Here is a 22,225-nt window from a genome sequence, read left to right as displayed (position 1 = left end):
TTTAAATATACTTTGGCTCAAATTTTGACGTTATGGTAAAAGTCAGTCGAGAACAGCGTAGAACACTATGAATCGAAAAAACCTCCTTTTGTTTCCCATTCTTTTGGGAACTTTTTTTGTGCTTTCCGCACAGGAAACCAAGATATATACCCACGAAAATAAAGCGTACCAAGATGCTTTGGCCCTTTACAACAATGAGCAGTACCAGGCGGCCCAAACCATTTTTGAAAACGTAAAGTCTTCCACAACAGATTATGAAACCGAGGCCAACAGCGCTTATTATGCTGCCAATGCCGCCATTCGGTTGAACCAACGTGGTGCTGATAAAATGATGGAGGATTTTGTGGAGCGATATCCCACCTCCACCAAGCGAAACTCCGCTTTTTTGGATGTGGCCGATTACTATTTTGAGACCGGAAAATATCCCTATGCCCTAAAATGGTACAAAAAGGTGGATGAGTCCGCCATGTCCTATTCCGATCAGCAGCGGTTTAATTTTAACAATGGATATGCCCTTTACGCTTCCAAAAGGCCCAAGGAGGCGGAGCGTTATTTGAACAAGGTGAGCACTTCCCAAAAATATGGTTCGCAGGCCAAATATTATTTGGGATATATCGCTTACGAACAGGACGACTATGACCAAGCAAGTGCCCGGTTCGACCAAATTACCGATCCCAACCTGCTCAATGAAAAGCTATCCTACTATCAAGCCGACCTGAATTTTAAGCTGGGCAATTTTGAGGAAGCCATCGCTATGGCAGAAAAGCAAATGGGAAAATCGAATCGCAACGAGCAATCCGAACTTAATAAAATTATTGGCGAAAGCTATTTCAATCTAGAACAGTACGACAAGGCCATCCCGTATTTGGAAAAATATCGTGGCAAACGCGGTAGAATGAACAACACGGATTATTATCTGTTGGGGTACAGCCATTACAAACAGGGTGATTACCAGGCGGCCATTCAGCAATTCAACAAAATTATCGGGGAGACCAACAGCGTTTCCCAAAACGCTTATTACCATTTGGCGGAGTGTTATTTAAAGTTGGATAAAAAATCCGAGGCGCTCAATGCGTTCCGAAATGCATCCCAGATGGATTTCAGCCCCGAAATTCAAAAAGATGCTTGGCTGAACTATGCCCGATTGAGCTATGAAATCGGGAATGCCTACGAACCCGTTCCGCAGGTATTGACCTCCTATCTTGAGAAATATCCAAAGGATGGGCACCAACTGGAAATCCAGGAACTTTTGGTGGATTCCTATATCACCTCCAAGAATTTTGAGGGAGCCATGCAATTGTTGGAAGAAAACAAAAACTATGCGAGCAAGGAAACCTATCAAAAAGTAGCCTACTATCGGGGCATTGAACTTTTTATTGATGGCGATTACGAGGCGGCCGTTGAGCGCTTTTCCAAATCATTAAAAAGTGCCGAGAACAATGCCTTTAAGGCTAGAGCTTTATATTGGAAAGGAGAAGCGGAGTATCGATTAAACCGATTTGAAGAGGCCTTGGTGGATTTTGTGAAATTTCAGCAACTTCCCTCGGCCCGTTCCATGACAGAATACGAAGAGCTGGATTACAGCTTGGGCTATTGTTATTTTAAGTTGAAGGACTATAATAATGCAATAGCCTATTTCAAAAACGTGGTCAATTCCAATGCTTTGGATGACCAACGGAAAAACGATGGCTATTTGCGATTGGGGGATAGTTATTTTGTGACGAGCAACTATCAATTGGCCATGCGGGCCTATGATGAATCGTCCAAAATGAACGGTCCGGAGCGGGATTATGCTGCATTCCAAAAAACATTGTGTAACGGATTTTTGGGAAACAGTTCCGCCAAAATTGAGGGCTTAAATGAATTTTTGACCATGTACCCCACCTCATCACTGCGTGATGATGCGCTATTTGAACTGGGAAATTCATACGTCACAGGAGGCCAAGAAGCCATGGGATTGCAAACTTATGATCGCTTGATTGAGGAATATCCCACCAGCAAGTTTGCACCGCGCGGAATGCTTCGTCAAGGATTAGTACACTACAATGCCAGCCGAAATAACGAGGCATTAGATAAGCTAAAATTGGTAGTCCAAAAATACCCCAACACCCAAGAAGCAAAGCAAGCTGTGGCAACGGCCAAACTGGTCTATGTGGATGAAGGTCGCGTGAGCGAATATGCCGCTTGGGCCCGAAATCTCGATTTTGTTGAGGTCACTGATACTGAACTGGACAACGCCAGTTTTGAATCTGCGGACCGAAAATACGTGGAAGGGAAAACCGAAGCCGCCATAAAGGGCTACGAGGATTACCTCAAGGAATTTCCCAATGGGTTGCATGCCCAAAATGCCAACTTTTCTTTAGCTCAGCTCTATTTTTCCAAAGGGGAAAAGGATAAGGCTTTGCCTAAGTATCAAGCCGTGGCCAATGGAGGTACTGGAGAATACACGGAGCAGGCGTTGACCCGTGTCTGTGAAATTTATGTGGAAAAACAGGATTATCAAAGTGCCATTCCCTATTTGAAAAAATTGGAAAGCACAGCGGATATTTCAGAGAACCGCACATTCGCCCAATCTAATTTGATGAAAGGATATTATGGTCAAAAAGAGTATGGCCAGACCATTGCCTATGCCGAAAAAGTGTTGAACGCGCCAAAAATTGATGACCGCATTAAAAGTGATGCCCAGATTATGATTGCACGTTCGGCCATCGCCACCAAGAATGAAGCCTTGGCAAAAACGGCTTATCAGGATGTAAAGCAGATTGCCACGGGAGAACTGGCCGCTGAAGCTTGGTATTATGATGCCTATTTTAAAAATCAAGATGGGAATTACGAAGCTTCCAACGAATCCGTTCAAAAATTGGCGAAGGATTATTCGGCCTACAAGAAATGGGGCGGAAAGGGACTCGTGATCATGGCCAAAAACTTTTACAATTTAGGCGATGCCTTCCAAGCCACCTACATTTTGGAAAGCGTGGTTTCCAACTTTTCCGAGTTTGATGGGATTGTGACGGAGGCAAAAGAAGAACTGACGCGGATAAAGGCCAAGGAAGCGGAGAGCAATTCATCGGTTAACCCGGATGAAAACTAAATCGAGACACAGCATGCAAAAGAGAACCTATATATTTTCAACACTTTTTTTGAGCCTTTTTGGAGCCTTGGTGGCACAGGAAACCGACAATATTGGTACTGAAACGGTAACGGTGGTAAAACCGTATTCCCCTACCGTTTCGGATGCCTTTAAGATAAAATCGGCGCCGAGTCTCAATGACTCCATCGTGCTTCAAAAAAAGGATATCAACTACAACATATTTTCTGTTCCCGTGGCATCAACTTTTACCCCAGCCAAGGGTAAGGCCTCCGGTGTGGAGAAGACCCCGCCGCCCACATTGTATAATTCATATGCTTCGGTAGGACTTGGTAATTATAACAATGCGTTGGTGGATTTTTATACCAGCAGAGAGTTTAATCGAGGAGAGGACTTGTTGGATTTTGGTTTGATTCATCATTCCTCACGGGGAGATATGGATTCAACCCCGTTGGATACCGAGTTCTACAACACCAAACTCGATGCTTCCTATGCCAAAAAGGATCGTTATATGGATTGGGGAGCTAGTCTTGGGCTTCAACACCAACTCTACAATTGGTACGGAATTGAAAACGGTGAATTTGCCGAAACCACGGTAGCCGATATGGATGAGCAACAGAATTACTTCAATGCCGAGGCAAAGGCCCATTTGAACATGGAAGATTCCTTCTTTAAAAAAGGAAATGTTTTGCTTCGTCGTTTTTGGGATGCCACGGAATCTGCAGAGAATAGGGTTGTGGTAACCCCGACCATAGAGTTGCCGATCACTGAAGAATTGATCACCATCGGGGCAAAACTGGACTATGTGGGTGGAAATTTTAAGAATGCCTCGCTCAGCAACACAGCCAATGACGGTGAAATCAATTACAGTCTTTTTCAAGCGGGAGTAAATCCCAGTTTATTGATTCTTCGGGATGATTTGACCGTAAATCTTGGTGCCAATTTTGTTTATGGAATGGATACTGAAAACAGCGACAGTGACTTTTATATCTATCCGGCCATTACCGCTTCGTACCGTCTATTGGATGAAAACGTAATCGCTTACGGAGGAATAGAAGGCGATTTAAAGCAAAATTCCTATCACGATTTTGTGAATGAAAACCCATACGTATCACCAACCTTGACCATCTTGCCCACCGACCAACAATACATCGGCTATGTGGGGTTGAAGGGACAGTTGCTATCCAATGTGGGGTATAACATCAAAGGCTCGTATACCGCCGAGAACAGAAAGCCTTTGTTCCTGTTGAATCCAGAGAACCTCTTTCGAAATGATGAAAGCAGCTATTATTATGGAAACTCTTTTCAAGTTTTTTATGATGATGTAAAAACCTTGGGGATTTTTGGAGAATTGAACGTGGATGTCAACCGAAATTTTACTCTGGGTATCAACGCCGAATTTTATGACTATGACACGGAAACCGATAATCCTGCTTGGAACTTACCCTCCATAAAAGGGTCCGTGTTTATGGATTATCAAATAAACGACCAATGGTATATGGGCGCCAACCTGTTTTACGTAGGTGAACGTGATGATTTGTTGGCCGTGGCCCAGGAAAATGCCACACCATCCGAATTTCCCGCAGCCATAGTTACCTTAGACGGCTATTTTGATGCCAATGCCCACTTGGGCTATCACTTCAATGAACAGCTTTCCATTTTTGTAAAAGCAAGCAACATTGCCAACAGCGATTATCAGCGTTGGGCCAATTTTAGGGTACAAGGTTTTCAGGCTTTAGCAGGGGTCTCCTATAAGTTTGACTTCTAAATCCTGTAGGATATTACGCAATAAAATGTTAAAAAGGGCGTTTTAACCCCTCTGCCAGTATGTTTTTTTAATTCGTATTGGCAGTTCCAAATCAATTGGAAATCATGTTGTTGCGATTCTTTTACATAGTGTTCGGCTTAGTGGCCGCATTGTTTTGTGCAGAACTTCAATCCCAAAATTTGGTAAAGAACGGAGGGTTTGAGGATTACCTTCAATGTCCTACCAAAATGAGTAATCTGAACAAAGACGCAAAACATTGGAGTGCCCCAAGTTTAGGGACAACCGATTATTTTAACGAATGCAGCAGGACTAAGTTGGGAATCCCCATGAACTTTAAGGGAAAACAAGAAGCTTTTGAAGGTTCGGCCTATGCCGGACTTTACTTGTTTGCTCCGGATGATTACCGAGAATATATTCAAGTGCCTTTGACCGAGACTTTGGAAAAAGGACATAGGTACAGATTGAAACTTTCCTTGAGTCTCTCCGAAAAATCAGATGGAGCCGTGATGGATATTGGAGCCGTGCTTTCGGAAAAACCATTGTCTATCCATACCAAAAGGCACCTCTCCCATGCCGCATTGACCTCACAGAGCATTCAGACCACACACATGAAACAATTTTCAGCCGAGGGATTCTATGACAATAAAGAAAAATGGATGCAATTGAGTCTCGATATTGTGGCCAAAGGTTTTGAAAACTACTTGATCTTGGGTAATTTTATGAGCAATGCCGGCACGCATTATATGGATTTCAAAGATTCATCCCCTAGGGCAGAAGGCTATTCTTACTATTATATTGATGATATTTCCCTAACCTATTTGGGACCGGATTACAAGCCCAATGAAGTTTACGTGTTGGACCATGTAAATTTTAATTTTGATAGGTTCGATTTACAGCCAAAGGCCAAGCAAAGCCTCAAAGATGTTTTTGATTATCTCATAAAGAATCCCAATTTAAAGGTTTCCATTAGTGGTCATACAGATGACTTGGGTTCAGATGACTATAACGATGTGCTTTCTCGAGAAAGGGCCAATACCGTTGCAAAATACCTTATGGCATTGGGGCTGGAGAAAAATCGCATCACTTCAAAAGGATATGGGGATAAAGTGCCACTGGACAGTGCACAAACCGACCAAGCTCGACGAAAAAATCGCAGGGTGGAATTTGTAATGACCGAGTTTGTGGATCAATAGGTTGTCCATTCACTAGCATTTTCTATTTTTGGAGAAACCAGCTCTCCATGAAAAAGTTGCTTCTTTTTTGTTCCGTTTTGTTCTTTTTTGCTTGTACTTCCAAGGAAGAAGTGGACCTTATCGTTTACAATGCCAATATCTATACAGTTGATAAAGACTTTTCCAAGGCCAGTTGTGTGGCCATAAAAGATGGAAAGTTCGTGGCGGTTGCCGAAACTGCGGACATCTATAAAAAGTACACCGCCTTAGAAGAACTGGATGCCGAAGGCAAGACCATTGTACCCGGCTTAATGGATGCCCACTGTCATTTCTATGGATTGGGGTTGAACCAACAGGTTGTGGATTTGGTGGGGACTACCAGTTTTGAGGAGATTTTGGAGAAAGTGGTGGCTTTTCAAAAAGAGCGCCCTTCCAATTTTATCATGGGTAGTGGTTGGGATCAAAATGATTGGGAAGTGAAGGAATTTCCAACCAAGGAAAAGTTGGATGAGCTTTTTCCAGATATCCCGGTTGCCTTGGAGCGTATTGATGGCCATGCCCTAATTGTGAACCAAAAGGCATTGGACTTAGCAGAAATTACTGCTGAAACAGAGGTCGAAGGTGGTGAAATTGTTAAAAGAGACGGTAAAATAACGGGTGTATTGGTAGACAATCCTATGGGACTGATCTATGCCGTGATGCCACAATCCAGCAGGGAAACCCAGATTCAGGCCCTAAAAGATGCTGAAAAAATGTGCTTGGATTATGGCTTGACCACTGTAAATGATGCCGGTCTGGACAGGAAAACCATCGAACTGATTGACAGTCTTCAACAGTCGGGCGAATTGTCTATCCGTGTCTATGCCATGGTGAGCAATTCCCCGGATAATCTTGATTATTTTCTCAGTAAGGGAATAATCAAAACGGACCAATTGAATGTCCGCTCGGTAAAAGTATATGGCGATGGTGCTCTAGGTTCTAGGGGAGCTGCATTGCGTGCACCATATGCTGACCAACCAGGGCATTATGGTGCCATGGTCACCCCTGTAGACCAAATTGGAGCTTTGGCGGAACGGATTGCAGCTTCAGACTATCAAATGAACACCCATGCCATTGGTGATTCTGCCAATATTGTGGTATTACGCGCCTATCAAAAAGCCTTGGAAGGCAAGGAAGACCGTCGTTGGAAAGTGGAACATGCACAGGTCATTCCACAATCGGACTTTGATTATTTTGAAAATGGGATAATCCCTTCCGTGCAGCCTACCCATGCCACCAGTGATATGTACTGGGCCGAGGACCGTTTGGGGCCAGAACGTGTCAAAGGTGCCTATGCGTACAAACAATTATTGGACAAAGCAGGACTTGTGGCATTGGGAACCGATTTTCCGGTGGAGCAAGTCAGTCCATTTTTAACATTTTACGCAGCCGTGGCACGTCAAGATTTGGAGAACTATCCCGAAGGCGGGTACCAAATGGAGAATGCACTGTCCCGAGAGGAAACTTTAAAGGGAATGACCATTTGGGCGGCGTACTCCAATTTTGAAGAAAATGAGAAAGGAAGTATCGAGCCCGGGAAATTTGCAGACTTTGTCATTTTAAGCGATGACATCATGACCATGCCCATTGATAGCGTTCCCAACCTAAAAGCGGAGCAGGTTTTTGTGGGGGGTGTTTCCATGAAATAAAAAAGCGGACACAAGGCCCGCTTTTCCATAAGTTGTATAGCTTTTTTAGAAGCTCATCGGTAATGTAGCTCTAGTGGTGCCCCATCCCATGACCATATCACCATTGTCATCAAAAGCAATTGAAAACGCTTCCAATTCCTCATCATCGGTGCTGGTTTTGGCAGTTACCCTTGCAACATCAGCAGCGCTGTCATAGGAATAAGCGCCCCATTGGTGCAAATTGTTGTTCAGGATAACGGTCCATTCATCATCACCAGGAATGGTGAACAAGGAATATGTTCCCGCTTTCACGGCTTGGCCTCCCACTGTGGCATCTTTGTAAAATGTGATTTCGGTGGCCTCATTGGCTCCGGTTCTCCAAACCTTTCCCTTAGGGGCCAGTTCATCCAAGCTACGTCCTTTTAATTGCGGACGACTATAGATGATTCGGGCTGCTTTGTCCATTTCCCTGGAACTGGATGGGTAATAGGCAATATCTGCTGGACTTTTGTCCAAACCACTGAATTTCTGTGCTGTGGCTTCAGTGGTGAAAACCATAGCAAGGGTTAAAAAAGTAAATAATAGTACATTCTTCATGATTGCGATTTTAGTTGTTCTCAAAACTAGGATGTAATTAAATGGTGTTTTTATAAAAAGACGTTAAAATTTATGAACCTTACAAAACGATCAATTTTATGCCAATGCCCAATAATTCAATTACAATGTAATATATAAAAGTGTTTTTATATTTCATTTTATAACTTATATTGATTTTAAGCTTTTATTTAAAAAGGATAAGGTCAATATTTGCATCAAAATTGTTATAAAAATATTTTGATATGTGTGGAATTGTATGCGCGTTTGATGTGAAGGAAAGCACGGAAGTGTTACGCCCCCAATTATTGGAGATGTCCAAGAAGGTTAGGCACAGAGGTCCAGATTGGAGCGGTATTTATTCGGACGACAAGGCCATTTTGGCCCATGAAAGATTGGCTATTGTAGATCCAGCATCAGGAAAGCAACCTTTGTTCAGTGCCGATGGCAAGTTGGTATTGGCCGCAAATGGCGAAATATATAATCATCAAGAACTCAGAAAACAGTTTGATGGGAAATACGAGTTCAAAACACAATCCGACTGTGAGGTGATTTTGGCGCTCTACCAGGAAAAAGGACCTGAGTTTGTGGATGAAATGAACGGCATTTTTGGATTTGCCATCTACGATAGTGAAAAAGACGAATATTTTATTGCCCGTGACCACATGGGCATTATCCCCCTATATATTGGTTGGGACAAAAACGGAACGTTTTATGTGGCTTCCGAGTTGAAAGCTTTGGAGGGTACTTGTTCCAAAATTGAATTGTTCCCTCCCGGACATTATTTACACAGCTCCACCGGTGAGTTTGTAAGATGGTACCAGCGCGATTGGATGGAGTATGATGCCGTAAAAGAGAACGAAACCAGTATTCAGGCCATCAAAGATGCCTTGGAAGCTGCGGTGCACCGTCAATTGATGTCCGACGTACCTTACGGAGTATTGTTGTCCGGTGGTTTGGATTCTTCCGTAACCTCCGCCATTGCAAAAAGATATTCGCAAAAACGAATTGAATCTGGCGATACCGTTGATGCATGGTGGCCACAGTTACATTCGTTTTCAGTTGGACTGGAAGGTTCTCCGGATTTGGCTGCGGCACAAAAAGTGGCGGACCACATCGGTACGGTGCACCATGAGATAAAATTTACCATCCAAGAAGGTCTGGATGCCATCAAAGATGTCATCTACAACTTGGAAACCTATGATATCACCACTGTGAGAGCATCCACTCCAATGTACTTAATGGCGAGGGTCATTAAATCCATGGGGATTAAAATGGTACTTTCCGGAGAAGGAGCTGATGAGCTATTTGGGGGATATCTGTACTTCCACAAGGCACCGAGTCCAAAAGACTTCCATGAAGAGACGGTGCGAAAACTGAGCAAGTTGCACATGTACGATTGTCTTCGTGCCAACAAATCTTTGGCCGCTTGGGGAATTGAAGGTCGTGTTCCATTCTTGGACAAAGAGTTTATGGACGTGGCCATGAGCATCAACCCAAAAGACAAGATGATCAACGGGGAACGTATGGAAAAGTGGGTGGTACGAAAGGCTTTTGAGTCCTATTTGCCCGAAAGTGTTGCTTGGAGACAAAAAGAACAGTTTTCGGATGGGGTGGGATATAGCTGGATAGATACCTTAAAAGCTGTAGTGGCCGAGGAAATTACCGATGAGCAATTGGAAAACGCACATTTTAAATTCCCAATTCAGACCCCTACCTCTAAAGAAGAGTATTACTACCGTTCCATTTTTGAAAGTCATTTTCCATCCGATGCTGCTGCACTGAGCGTTCCACAGGAGCCTTCCGTAGCGTGCAGTACCAAAATAGCTTTGGAGTGGGATGAAGCGTTTAAAAACATGAACGACCCATCAGGAAGGGCGGTGGCCAAGGTTCACTCTGATGCCTACGTAAAATAACCAATCCTTTATAAGAAAATGTAGTGTGAAGATGCTGTTTTGTTTCATTTTCAATTAGTCGGAAAAGCCCCTTGCACAAGGGGCTTTTTGCATTTCATCGATAGATCTGCAAGACATCCTGAAAATGCTTTGTTTTCCACAGGTTTTTGTTGATAACTTAGGGTGTGCAAAGGGCTTCAACGACCTTATTTCGAGGGGTATTCTTTATATTTGTAAGATTTGAAAAATTCAAGGCAAATACGAAGAATATATGAGCGAAGAAGCGAATAAAAAAATGTACTCAGCGGACAGTATCCAGGCCCTTGAAGGTATGGAACACGTGCGTATGAGGCCTTCCATGTACATTGGCGATGTTGGGGTACGTGGACTTCACCATTTGGTATATGAAGTCGTTGATAACTCCATTGATGAAGCCATGGGAGGGCACTGTGACTCCATTCAGGTAATCATCAATGAGGACAATTCCATTACTACAAAAGATAATGGACGGGGTATCCCTGTTGACCTTCACAAAAAAGAGGGTGTTTCCGCTCTTGAGGTTGTAATGACCAAAATTGGGGCAGGAGGTAAATTTGATAAAGACTCTTATAAAGTTTCCGGGGGGCTTCATGGTGTAGGGGTCTCCGTGGTCAACGCGCTTTCTGTCCATTTAAAAGCAACTGTTTATAGGGATGGAAAGATTTGGGAACAGGAATATGAAAGGGGCAAGACCCTTTACCCGGTAAAAAGTGTTGGGGAAAGCAAGGAGACCGGTACGGTGGTCACCTTCAAGCCGGACGACACCATCTTTACCCAAACCATTGAATATAGTTATGAAACCTTGTCCAACAGGATGCGTGAGCTGTCCTATTTGAACAAAGGTGTCACCATAACCCTTACCGATAAGCGTCATAAGGACGATAAAGGAGAGTTTATTTCTGAAACCTTTCATTCAGAAGAGGGCCTTAAAGAATTCATCCGATTTTTGGATGGAAACCGTGAGCCATTGATTCAAAGTGTCATTGCTATGGAAGGCGAGAAAAATGGCATTCCTGTTGAAGTGGCCATGGTCTACAATACCGGATATACCGAAAACCTCCATTCCTATGTGAACAATATCAACACCCATGAAGGTGGGACACATCTCTCTGGCTTTAGAAGAGGATTGACCACTACCTTGAAAAAATATGCCGACAACTCTGGTATGTTGGACAAGTTGAAGTTTGAAATTGCAGGGGATGATTTTAGGGAAGGACTTACGGCTATTGTGTCCGTCAAAGTCGCAGAACCCCAATTTGAAGGTCAGACCAAGACCAAACTCGGGAACCGTGAGGTGACCAGTGCGGTGAGCCAGGCAGTATCAGAAATGTTGACCGATTACTTGGAAGAGCATCCAGAGGACGCCAAGCAAATCGTTGAAAAAGTAAAATTGGCCGCTCAGGCCAGACATGCCGCTGCCAAGGCTCGCGAAATGGTTCAGCGTAAAAACCCAATGAGCGTTGGGGGATTGCCCGGGAAATTATCAGATTGCTCCGAACAAGATCCAACCAAATGTGAAGTGTTCTTGGTTGAGGGGGATTCTGCGGGTGGTACCGCAAAGCAAGGCCGCGATAGAAACTTTCAGGCGATTTTGCCACTTCGGGGTAAAATTTTGAATGTGGAAAAAGCCATGCAGCATAAAGTTTTTGAAAACGAGGAAATCAAGAACATTTATACCGCATTGGGTGTGACCATCGGTACCGAAGAGGACAGCAAGGCCTTGAATTTGGACAAGTTGCGTTACCATAAAGTCGTGATTATGTGTGATGCCGATGTTGATGGTAGCCACATTGAAACTTTGATCCTTACCTTCTTTTTCCGTTATATGAGGGAGTTGATAGAGGGAGGTCACGTGTATATCGCCACTCCACCCTTGTATTTGGTTAAGAAAGGGGCAAAGAAACGATATGCATGGAATGATAAGGAACGTGATGCTATTATGGCAGAGATGAATGGAGGGGCAAGTATCCAACGTTACAAAGGTCTCGGTGAGATGAATGCGGAACAATTGTGGGATACCACGATGAACCCGGAATTTAGGACTTTGCGCCAAGTTAGCATAGACAATGCTACGGAATCTGACCGAATCTTCTCCATGTTAATGGGAGATGAAGTGCCACCAAGACGTGAATTTATAGAGAAAAATGCCGTCTATGCCAACATAGATGTATAGATAACGGTTGTTTCACAACAAAAACTCGCTCTTACAAAGCGAGTTTTTTAGTTTTAGGAAAAATTTTACAAAATGAAAAGAATTCTTTTGTTGGTTGCACTCTCAATTGTGACCGTTTCTAAAGCGCAAGATTTGAATGACCTCTTTGTTGCCGGTGTCAATGATGCCGAACGTTATGCCAATTCCTATTTGGCTCCCGTTTCAGAAGCAACAATTTACAGTATCTCCAATGGATGGTACAATACCGCCGATGCCAAGCCGCTGGGCGGCTTTGAAATATCCATTGTGGGAAATATGACAGGGTTTAAGAACAAGGATGACAAAAAGGCCTTTATTTTGGACCCCAATGAGTATGAAAACTTGGATTTTGTGGACAATCCGGGGCAGGCCAGACCAGTGTCAACGGCATTGGGAGATATTCAAGGGATAGAAGTTTTTGTAGAAGATGAAAGCGGACTGTTCCGGGAAGAGTTTGAATTGCCTTCCGGATTGGCTTCCGAGAATTTCAACTTTATCCCATCAGGATATATCCAAGCAAGTGTGGGATTGGTAAAAGGACTGGAGGTAAAAGCCCGTTTTTTACCAAAGATAAAATTTGATGACGATGCCAAAATCGGACTTTTCGGTGCTGGTATCCAATATGATTTTACCAAATTACTTCCCGCCGATAAAGTATTGCCTGTTGCCGTTTCTGCGGTAATTGGATATACAGGACTTTCAGGCGAGTATGATTTTACGGATACTGGAGTGATTGCCGGAAGTGATCAGCGTATTGATGCCAAGGTTAAAACATGGAACTTCAGTGCAGTGGTTTCCACTAAAAATATCCCTGTAATCAATTTTTATGGTGGACTGGGGTATATTACGGGTAAATCGGACATTGATTTGTTGGGAACCTATGAGGCCAACGGACCTTTCTTTACGGAAACCATTGAAGATCCTTTTACGGTATCTAAAAAAGCCAGTGGCGTAGCAGCTACACTGGGTACCAAAATAAAACTGGGCTTCTTTAGGCTCAATGCAGATTACAATTTTTCCGAGTTCAGTACCTTTACCTTTGGTATAAACTTCGGATTCAGATAGTATCAAACCAAATAATCAGCCATTAAAAAGGCCCCAACAATCACGTTGGGGCCTTCTATTTTCATATAAGTAGTCTTCCTGTCTATTCCCTGGTGGCGAAGACCGAACCGTTCTCCAGGGCTAAAATTTCAGGGTCGCTGCTTTGTTCCAGACTTACCGTAATGTCCTCAACTTGGGGATCACCGTATATAATGGTATACGTCCCTTTTTCTTCGGACCATTTAAAATCGGTATAAAAAACCAGTTTGTTGTTGGAATAACTTTGGTATCTGCCCAAATAAACATCGTTGAAAATCCATTCCTCCCGAGTGGAGTCGGTACCTTTACCATCTATTGAAGAAGATTCGGTTTTGGCCCAGATACCCAAAATGGGATCATTGTTTTCAGGCACACGGGTACAGTTGCTTATGGCGATTATGCCAATAATGGACAACAATGAAAAGAGCTTTTTCATAGGTCAAGTAGGTTTAATTTGGGACTAATAGAACGTAAGTTTGTAAGAAATTATTGCTAAAGCATTGCAAAAGATTTCATTGAAATCAAATTCTTCGATAAACGGTACATTTTGTTAACATGCCCATAGATTTCAGCGAATTGTGTTAAGGGTCAAAATCCTTCCTTAAAACTGGCGGAAGTCAGCTTTTTTCTGACCTAAATGCCTTATTTTTGAGCGATTAAAATTTAAACCCATAAAAATGAAAGTTACCGTAGTTGGAGCAGGCGCAGTGGGAGCAAGCTGTGCAGAGTATATAGCGATAAAGGATTTTGCAGCAGAAGTTGTTTTGTTGGATATTAAGGAAGGATATGCCGAAGGAAAGGCCATGGATTTGATGCAAACCGCATCCCTGAATGGTTTTGATACCAAGATCACCGGAAGCACCAATGATTATTCCAAAACAGCCAATAGCGATATTGCGGTAATTACCTCGGGGATTCCACGTAAACCGGGAATGACCCGTGAGGAACTTATAGGGATCAATGCAGGAATTGTAAAAACCGTGGCCACCAATCTTTTGGAACATTCTCCGAATGCAACGATCATTGTGGTGAGTAACCCAATGGACACCATGACCTATTTGGTGCACAAGGCCACTGGTTTGCCAAAGAACAAGATTATAGGAATGGGCGGTGCTTTGGACAGTGCCCGTTTTAAATACAGATTGGCCGAAGCCTTGGGCGCGCCCATCTCTGATGTGGACGGAATGGTAATCGGAGGACACAGCGATACGGGAATGGTGCCATTGATTGCCCATGCCACCAGAAATAGCATAAAAGTATCAGAGTTCCTTTCCGAAGAAAAAATGCAATGGGTAGTGGAAGAAACCAAAGTAGGGGGTGCCACCTTGACCAAATTGTTGGGCACCAGTGCTTGGTACGCTCCCGGAGCCGCAGTTTCAGGCTTGGTGCAGGCCATTGCGTGCGACCAAAAGAAGATGTTCCCATGTTCCACATTCTTGGAAGGAGAGTACGACCTTGACGATATCTGTATCGGGGTGCCCGTAATTTTGGGTAAAAATGGTATTGAAAAAATCGTTGAAATTGAACTGACCGATGCCGAAAAGGCAAAAATGCAGGAAAGTGCTGCCGGCGTTAAAAAGACCAATGGTCTGCTAGACGTTTAATAGCAACGAACCACATTAATAGGAATTGTCATTTCGAGCTGGGACCCTGAGTAAAGTTGAGGGAAAAGCGAGAAATCCCATAATACAATTGGAGATTTTTTGCCCCTTGGTTCGAAATGGCAATTTTATTTTTGGGCATGACCATGGGATCAAATTGCAATTACATCAATTTCTATTGGCAAATCTTATGGGAAATGATATATTTGCACGCTGTTTAAGAAAACTTCTAAAAATTTAATAATCAATGCAAAATAAAGGACTAATAAGGCTTTTCGCTATCCTTTTTGGCTTGGTGAGTATCTATCAGCTATCCTTTACTTTCATAACAAGTAAGTTGGAAAAGGATGCTGAGGCTTACGCAGTTAGCCAAATTTCGGAGGCAGAGGAAGATTATGTGGCTAAGCGTGAAGCTTTAGAGGCATCGTATTTAGATTCCATCAGCGATAATTCCGTTTTAGGTTTTACCAGCTATGAAGATGCCAAGACAAAAGAGTTGAACAAAGGTCTTGACCTTAAAGGGGGAATCAATGTTACCCTACAGATTTCCGTAAAGGATATTTTAAAAGGATTGGCCAACAATACCAAAAACCCCGTTTTCAACAAAGCATTGGCAGATGCCGATAATGCCTCCAAAAGTAGTGATGCTACCTATTTGGAGCTGTTCTTTGAAGCGTTTGACAATATTAAAGGAGATACCAAATTGGCTTCTCCCGATATCTTTGCCAACAAAGGATTGAGTGATGACATCAATTTTCAAATGACGGATGATGAGGTTAAACCCGTCATCAGAAGAAAGATTGATGAATCCATTGTTTCTGCATTTGAGGTACTTCGTGAACGTATTGATGGTTTTGGGGTGACCCAGCCCAACATTCAGCGAGAAGGAAATTCTGGTCGTATTTTGGTAGAGCTTCCAGGCGCAAGGGATATTGCCAGAGCTCAGGAATTGTTGTCCAGCACCGCCCAATTGGAATTTTGGGAAACCTATACCCAAGGCAACCAAAGCTTGGGAACGTTTTTTGTAAACGCCAATGAAAGGTTGAAAGAAATTTTGGAACCAGTCGAGTCTAATCAAGATGAGCTTTCCAAACCAGAATCTGAAATAGATTCCTTGTTATCTGATGTAGCACAGGATTCTTTGGATATGGCTCCCCAGACCAATCCATTGTTGGGAAAATTGATTCCAGCAGACCCCGGAAGTCACGCCATTGCCCGGGCGATGGTGACCGATACGGCTGAAATTGGCGGGTATTTAAGAATGCCCGAGATTAAGCGGTTGTTGCCCAATGATGTACAGTTCACCAAATTTTTATGGGAAAGGCCTTCTCAAGATTCTGAAGTTGTTGAATTGTATGCCCTAAAATCCAATAGGGATGGAACTCCACGAATCAGTGGTGATGTAGTTTCCGATGCACAGGACACTTTTGATCAGTTCAACAAACCGTCGGTGAATATGACCATGAACACCCGTGGTGCCAAAGAATGGGAGGAACTGACAGGGGATGCCTACAACAACCAGACCGGTATTGCCATTGTATTGGACAACAAAGTATACACTGCACCTGGGGTTTCTTCAGGTCCAATTTCAGGTGGACGTTCCGAAATTACGGGAACCTTTACCGTAAACGAAACCAAAGATATTGCCAATGTATTGCGCGCTGGTAAATTACCGGCATCTGCAGAAATCATTCAATCTGAAGTAGTGGGACCATCTTTGGGTCAAGAGGCTATTGACAGTGGGTTTATGTCCTTCGTCATTGCCATGCTATTTGTATTGGTATGGATGATCTTCTACTACGGTAAGGCCGGTATTTTTGCCGATATTGCCTTGGTGTTCAACATCCTGTTGATTTTTGGAGTGTTGACCAGTTTGGGAGCGGTATTGACACTTCCCGGTATTGCCGGTATCGTTTTGACCATAGGAATGTCGGTGGATGCCAACGTACTTATTTTTGAACGAGTAAAAGAAGAATTGGCTCGTGGTAAAGGAAAGGCACAAGCCATTGCCGATGGTTTTGGTAACGCTTTGTCTTCCATCTTGGATGCCAACATTACCACAGGTTTGACCGCGATTATACTGTTCATCTTTGGTTCTGGCCCCATTAAAGGATTTGCCACAACCTTATTGATTGGTATCGTGACATCGCTGTTCACAGCTATTTTTGTGACCCGTTTAATGGTCGATGCGTACTCAGCCAAAAAAGGCAGACGATTGGATTTCTCTACTGGAATCACTAAAAACTTGTTCAGTAAAATGAACATTGATTTCTTGGTGAAGCGTAGGATTGCTTATGTGGTTTCTGGAATTTTAGTGGCTGTAAGTATTTTTTCTTTGGTTACGACTGGTCTTAATCAAGGAGTGGATTTTATCGGAGGACGTTCGTACCAAATTCGTTTTGAGAAAGCGGTGAGCCCTTCTGAAATTGCCACGGAGCTGAACGAGGTATTTGGTAGTGGTACCAATGTAAAAACGTTTGGTGATGCCAATCAGATAAAAGTGACTACACCTTATAAAGTGGATGAAGAAGGTATTGAAGTCGATACCGAAATTCAAAACAAACTTTATACATCACTGCAAAAATATTTGCCAGATGGCACCTCTTTTGATGATTTCACCGTAGGAGCCTCTGAAAAATCAATAGGAATATTGCAATCGGTAAAGGTTGGACCAACCATTGCCGATGACATTAAAAAGAACGCCTTTTTGGCCATTTTGGGGTCTTTGGCGGTTGTGTTCCTTTATATCTTATTGCGATTTAGAAAATGGCAGTTCTCTTTGGGGGCCGTTGTTGCGGTTTTCCACGATGTAATGGTAGTTTTGGGAATTTTCTCCCTTACCGGAAGCATCATGCCATTTAATATGGAGATTGACCAAGCTTTTATTGCGGCAATCCTTACGGTAATTGGGTATTCCTTGAACGATACCGTAGTGGTGTTTGACCGTATTCGCGAGATTGTTGGACTGAAAGGTTGGAAGGCCGGTGAAAATATCAATGAAGCCTTGAACAGCACCTTGAGCCGTACGTTGAATACGTCATTGACCACTTTGATCGTACTGTTGGCCATCTTCGTATTCGGAGGTGAAAGCTTAAGAGGATTTATGTTCGCTATGATCGTAGGTGTTATTGTGGGTACCTATTCTTCGGTATTCATTGCAACGCCCGTCATGTTCGATTCATTAAAAAAGAAAGTTGCTCCTGCTGATAAAGCATAGCAATAGTTTTGGATTACACCTTAAAAGGCCGTTCTTTCCTAATAGAACGGCCTTTTATTTTTTGGAATCAAACAGCACTATTTTTTGTTAAGGGACAATACTTCCAACCATGAAATCAATTGGCTAAAAAGGGTGAAGTTTTGTATGACCCTTAACTGCCCATTAAACCCCCATTTGTCCCTGTCTTTTGGGTGATTGAGCATAAAGGTGAGTGTTTTGGTCAGACTTTCAATATCAGTAGGATCTTCATTGATCATCCCAGTTTTATTGTGCTCTACCTGCAACTTAAGCCCAGCAGCACCTGACACCAAAACGGGTTTTCGCTTCCACATGGCCTCTGTTGCCGTAAGTCCGAACCCTTCTTGGATGGAATTCTGAACAATGATACTGGAAGTCCTTTGTAGAGCATTTACGATCAGTGCATTTTCTTTAGGATTGTCCAGGGGTAGAAGTAGGATGGCAATATCATTTTTCATATCATCATCTACAGCTTTATAGGCCTCTGTAAGTTCCTTCAATACCGCTTCACCTTCTGGATCGTCCGAAACAAATGCAGGATCTGGTCCAGCCATGACCAAAAGGGTCATTTCAATGCGTTTATATTCCAAACTCTTGGGATCCCCATTTTTTCGGTTATCCTGTTTCATTTTAATGAAGGCCTGCATAAGTTCCTTAAAACCTTTAAGGCGGTCCCAACGCGATATTTCTGTGACAATGGGCCGATAGATTAGATCTAGGTTTTCATCAGCATCCAGAAAATCAAAAGTGCCATCGGGCATAACTTTCCGTACTTTGTGCTCATATCGGTGGTACAACATGGCCTTGTGGTCATCCAAAACCCCGGATTGGTAAAGAATCCCGATGCATTTGTGCAATTGCAACTCTCTATTCTTATGGCTTAAAGGGTCTATGGCAGGAGGGATAATGGTAGTTTTCTTTTTTAGCCCTTTGGGCACGTATGAAGGCAAACTAAAGATAAAATGATCGTAGTCATTGGTGTACGGTTTTAAAAAATTCCAGACCGCATCGGTTACTTCGGTATCTTCCTCTAGACCAATATGGCAACGCCAAATAATGGAAACTTTTTTTTCTTTTTTGATCATGGCGGCCAAGGGCATGGGCTGGGGGTCGTGTACCACCACAATATCACCTTCATTGATAAGTTCCAGTGCCTTTGAAAGGTTCTGACGGTTCACTTCTTCAAATATTGTACGGTCTTTCTCAGTAAAAATGCCATCACCACTGCCATGAATGGCATTGTGGATACGCTTGGTGATATCAAAAAAGGCCTTCTCCTTTGCCTCAATGACCAACCATTCTATAGAGACACCGAGTTCTCTCAGAATCCGCATTTGACTTGGGAGCATTTCGGCAACCCCACCGCCAATTGCCGTAGAGTTGATCATCCAAACAGTTGTTCCTTTAAGGGTTTTGGTTGGTTTCTTGGCCTGTTCCAAGAAGTCCAGAACGGAAGAATAGAGAGAGCCATAGGCCTTATAATCTTCTATTTTGGCCCCTGGCTTTACATTGATTTTTTGCATGGGAAGGAAGGTTAGTTTTTGAAATCTTTATAAGATAAAAAAAATAATACGAACCTTACAGCAAGGATTGGAGAAGGTGGTCAATGCGAAGTTTGTTTGCCAACAGACCCTTCGGGTGAAGGAAGAAGTTCAAAAATAAATTGGGGATCAAGATAAGGTTCCTTTCTGTGGGAAACAAATAAGATGGCCGAATCACTTTCCTTTGCAATTTTGTTCACCAAGGCTACGAACAAAGCTGCGCTTTTATCATCCAGACCAGCGGTGGGTTCGTCCAAAATAAGAAGTGGAGGATGTTTCACCATGGCCCTGGAGGTCATGACCAATCGTTTTTCACCTGGGGTAAGCTCACGGAAATGTGTATCTCGTTTATCGTAAAGTCCCAATAATTTTAACCATTGTCCGGCAAGTCGTTTTTCCGTTTCGGTTGGGAGAACGTACAAACCAATGGAATCATGTAGGCCCGATATGATCATGTTCTCCAAACTGTGGTATCCTCTAAACTTATCGGTCACCGAAGGGGTAAAGTAGCCAATCTTTTGCTTTAGGTCCCATACGCTTTCACCACTGCCTTTCTTTTGACCAAATAAGGTCAGGTTTTGTCCATAACCTTTATGGCTATCCCCCGTGATCATGGACAACATTGTGGTTTTTCCACTACCGTTGGGGCCAATCAATTGCCAAAACTCGCCCCGCTTTACAGACCAATTGATGTTCTTCAAGACTTGACGACCATCAAAACTCACGGAAACATTGGTGAAATTGACCAATTCAGTATTTTCTACTTTAATGGGATTGATGGGAGCGGGGATTGTTCCCGTAAATTGATGTGCATTCCGTTTGTTTGCTTCCCAAAAAGCCTCTGGGGACGGATATTTTTCCAATTCACTACCATTCAGCGAGAAAAAATCGGTGGTTACAGGAAGAATGTCAACCAATCGGCTGACCAATTGTACCAAAGTCCTTGAAGTTGAAATGGTGCACAACCGTTCCTTTAAATTGGCCTGTGTGTCCACATCCAAATTATCAAACGGGTTGACGAGCACCAAAAAATCAGGTTCTTGCTTCAACAAATGGCTCAACAGGGCTTTTTTCTGTTCACCACTGCTCATTGTTTTTAAGGATTGGTCGGTGTCCTTAGTCAGGATTTTAATATCGTGACGCTCTTCCTCATCCATAAACCGCTCTATTTCAGATCTGGAAAAAAGAAGCCCTCTCATATTTTTTAGGGACTCCAGTTGGTTTATGGCGGTGTTGCCCAGCAATTTGGCGACCAATTCCTTGGTCCGCGATGTGTTGTTGGTAAGAATTGCGTAGTTTTTCGGTTGGCTCATGCGAAGAGAAATCTCCCTCAAAATTACGATTATCCTTTGGTAACTCTAAAAATATGGACGGGATTATCCTTGTACGTAGTGGTTTTATCCAAATGCATCCCATTTTTTAAAGCCACTTTTTGGGAGGGAACATTGTCCACATGGACAATGGAGATCAAGGAATCTGAAAAGTCATTGGCAAAGGCAAAATCCTTGCATTTTTGGGCGGCTTCAATGGCAAAACCCTGAAGCCAAAATTTAGGTAACACCGAGTAGCCTATTTCCAGCTCTTCCACATCATCAACCACCTGCACCAAAAGGCCACAAATGCCAACCAGCTCATTTGTTTCTTTCAAAATCAAGGCGTTCATGCCGCCCAAATCGTTCTCGTAGCGTTCAAAGATTCGGTTAAATTGGATTTGGCACGCTTCAACAGGGTCGGAGGGGAGCCCTTCCCAAAATTGGGTTGATTTGGGGTTATGGTAAAAGGGGAGCCAATCCTCAAAATCCGAAGATGATATCTTTCGGAACAGCAAACGTTCCGAACTTTGGTTTTCCAATAGATATTTTGGCATCTAGTTTCGGGTAAAGGAAATACTATCGCCCACCTGAAGCCCCAATTGGTCAGATACCCCGGCATTGACCTCGAGGACGTATTGGACAGGAACTTTTGAAGGTAGGCTACTTTCATTGTACGGTTGGGCATTCTTCTGAAAGCTGGCAATTTTTTGGTTGCCATCAATATAAATGATGTCCAACGGAAATTCTGTATTTTTCATGTAAAAGGAATGCATGGCCTCTTTTGGAAAAATAAACAACATACCCTGATTTTCTTCCATGGAAGCCCGATACATAAGGCCGGTCTGGGTTTCATAGTCCGTATCAGCAATTTCAATATCAAAATTTGATACGATGGAATCCGTACCTACTTTAAAAATAGACAGGTCACCTTCTTTTTTGAAGGCAATGGTCTCAGTCTTGATTTCACGTTTTGATTCGGTTTTGCACGAAATCAACACAAAAAATGAAACGGAAACAAGAAGAAAAATGTTTCGCATG

Annotated in this window: 15 protein-coding genes; 9 read left to right on the top strand and 6 right to left on the bottom strand. The window is 43.0% G+C overall.

From position 1 onward, the window contains the following. The first annotated feature begins 67 nt into the window (after window positions 1-67). The 4 genes from FG28_RS02175 to FG28_RS02160 all read left to right on the top strand — a co-directional run bounded on the left by FG28_RS02175 (window position 68) and on the right by FG28_RS02160 (window position 7,716). Window positions 68-3,091, top strand: coding sequence for a tetratricopeptide repeat protein (locus tag FG28_RS02175; RefSeq protein WP_036379541.1), 3,024 nt, complete (start codon window positions 68-70; stop codon window positions 3,089-3,091). 13 nt (window positions 3,092-3,104) lie between these two features. After that, window positions 3,105-4,856: a TonB-dependent receptor gene (locus FG28_RS02170; protein ID WP_036386056.1), complete on the top strand. Its 1,752-nt coding sequence runs from the start codon at window positions 3,105-3,107 to the stop codon at window positions 4,854-4,856. Between the two features lie 77 nt (window positions 4,857-4,933). Continuing rightward, on the top strand, window positions 4,934-6,049 hold the full coding sequence (locus tag FG28_RS02165; protein WP_051947153.1) for an OmpA family protein: 1,116 nt from the start codon (window positions 4,934-4,936) through the stop codon (window positions 6,047-6,049). Window positions 6,050-6,096: 47 nt separating this feature from the next. Next, window positions 6,097-7,716, top strand: coding sequence for an amidohydrolase (locus FG28_RS02160; RefSeq protein ID WP_036379540.1), 1,620 nt, complete (start codon window positions 6,097-6,099; stop codon window positions 7,714-7,716). A gap of 45 nt (window positions 7,717-7,761) precedes the next feature. Here FG28_RS02160 and FG28_RS02155 read toward each other — a convergent pair whose 3' ends face one another. Then, window positions 7,762-8,292, bottom strand: coding sequence for a DUF2911 domain-containing protein (locus FG28_RS02155; RefSeq protein WP_036379537.1), 531 nt, complete (start codon window positions 8,290-8,292; stop codon window positions 7,762-7,764). Window positions 8,293-8,534: 242 nt separating this feature from the next. Between FG28_RS02155 and asnB the strand changes: the two genes are divergently transcribed. The 3 genes from asnB to FG28_RS02140 all read left to right on the top strand — a co-directional run bounded on the left by asnB (window position 8,535) and on the right by FG28_RS02140 (window position 13,479). Next, a complete protein-coding gene (gene asnB, locus FG28_RS02150) occupies window positions 8,535-10,205 on the top strand; it encodes an asparagine synthase B (protein ID WP_036379535.1) in 1,671 nt (556 codons plus the stop codon). A gap of 250 nt (window positions 10,206-10,455) precedes the next feature. Continuing rightward, window positions 10,456-12,396 (top strand): DNA topoisomerase (ATP-hydrolyzing) subunit B, encoded by a 1,941-nt coding sequence (gyrB, locus tag FG28_RS02145; protein ID WP_036379533.1) that lies wholly within the window; start codon window positions 10,456-10,458, stop codon window positions 12,394-12,396. 72 nt (window positions 12,397-12,468) lie between these two features. Further along, window positions 12,469-13,479 carry a DUF6588 family protein gene (locus FG28_RS02140; protein WP_036379531.1) on the top strand — a complete coding sequence of 337 codons (1,011 nt, stop codon included), beginning with the start codon at window positions 12,469-12,471 and terminating at the stop codon, window positions 13,477-13,479. An 82-nt stretch (window positions 13,480-13,561) separates the two neighbouring features. Here the strand turns inward: FG28_RS02140 and FG28_RS02135 are convergent, their stop codons facing one another. Then, window positions 13,562-13,933, bottom strand: coding sequence for a hypothetical protein (locus tag FG28_RS02135; protein ID WP_036379529.1), 372 nt, complete (start codon window positions 13,931-13,933; stop codon window positions 13,562-13,564). A 241-nt stretch (window positions 13,934-14,174) separates the two neighbouring features. Here FG28_RS02135 and mdh point away from each other — a divergent pair, with 241 nt between their 5' ends. Together mdh and secDF are read left to right on the top strand one after the other, a co-directional pair. Beyond that, window positions 14,175-15,101 carry a malate dehydrogenase gene (mdh, locus tag FG28_RS02130; RefSeq protein WP_036379527.1) on the top strand — a complete coding sequence of 309 codons (927 nt, stop codon included), beginning with the start codon at window positions 14,175-14,177 and terminating at the stop codon, window positions 15,099-15,101. A 244-nt stretch (window positions 15,102-15,345) separates the two neighbouring features. Continuing rightward, a complete protein-coding gene (gene secDF, locus FG28_RS02125; RefSeq protein WP_036379524.1) occupies window positions 15,346-18,315 on the top strand; it encodes a protein translocase subunit SecDF in 2,970 nt (989 codons plus the stop codon). 77 nt (window positions 18,316-18,392) lie between these two features. Here secDF and FG28_RS02120 read toward each other — a convergent pair whose 3' ends face one another. From FG28_RS02120 to FG28_RS02105, 4 genes are all read right to left on the bottom strand, one after another. Further along, window positions 18,393-19,856, bottom strand: coding sequence for a glycosyltransferase (locus FG28_RS02120; protein ID WP_036379522.1), 1,464 nt, complete (start codon window positions 19,854-19,856; stop codon window positions 18,393-18,395). A gap of 80 nt (window positions 19,857-19,936) precedes the next feature. Then, window positions 19,937-21,187 carry an ATP-binding cassette domain-containing protein gene (locus FG28_RS02115; RefSeq protein ID WP_036379519.1) on the bottom strand — a complete coding sequence of 417 codons (1,251 nt, stop codon included), beginning with the start codon at window positions 21,185-21,187 and terminating at the stop codon, window positions 19,937-19,939. 29 nt (window positions 21,188-21,216) lie between these two features. Continuing rightward, window positions 21,217-21,741, bottom strand: coding sequence for a GNAT family N-acetyltransferase (locus FG28_RS02110; RefSeq protein WP_036379518.1), 525 nt, complete (start codon window positions 21,739-21,741; stop codon window positions 21,217-21,219). After that, window positions 21,742-22,224 (bottom strand): DUF192 domain-containing protein, encoded by a 483-nt coding sequence (locus FG28_RS02105; protein ID WP_036379515.1) that lies wholly within the window; start codon window positions 22,222-22,224, stop codon window positions 21,742-21,744. Between the last annotated feature and the right edge of the window lies 1 nt (window position 22,225).

Origin of the sequence: Muricauda sp. MAR_2010_75, from assembly GCF_000745185.1 — a bacterium.
Taxonomy (GTDB): domain Bacteria; phylum Bacteroidota; class Bacteroidia; order Flavobacteriales; family Flavobacteriaceae; genus Flagellimonas.
Note: the sequence above shows the minus strand (reverse complement) of the source record. Positions and strands in the feature narration are given on the sequence as shown.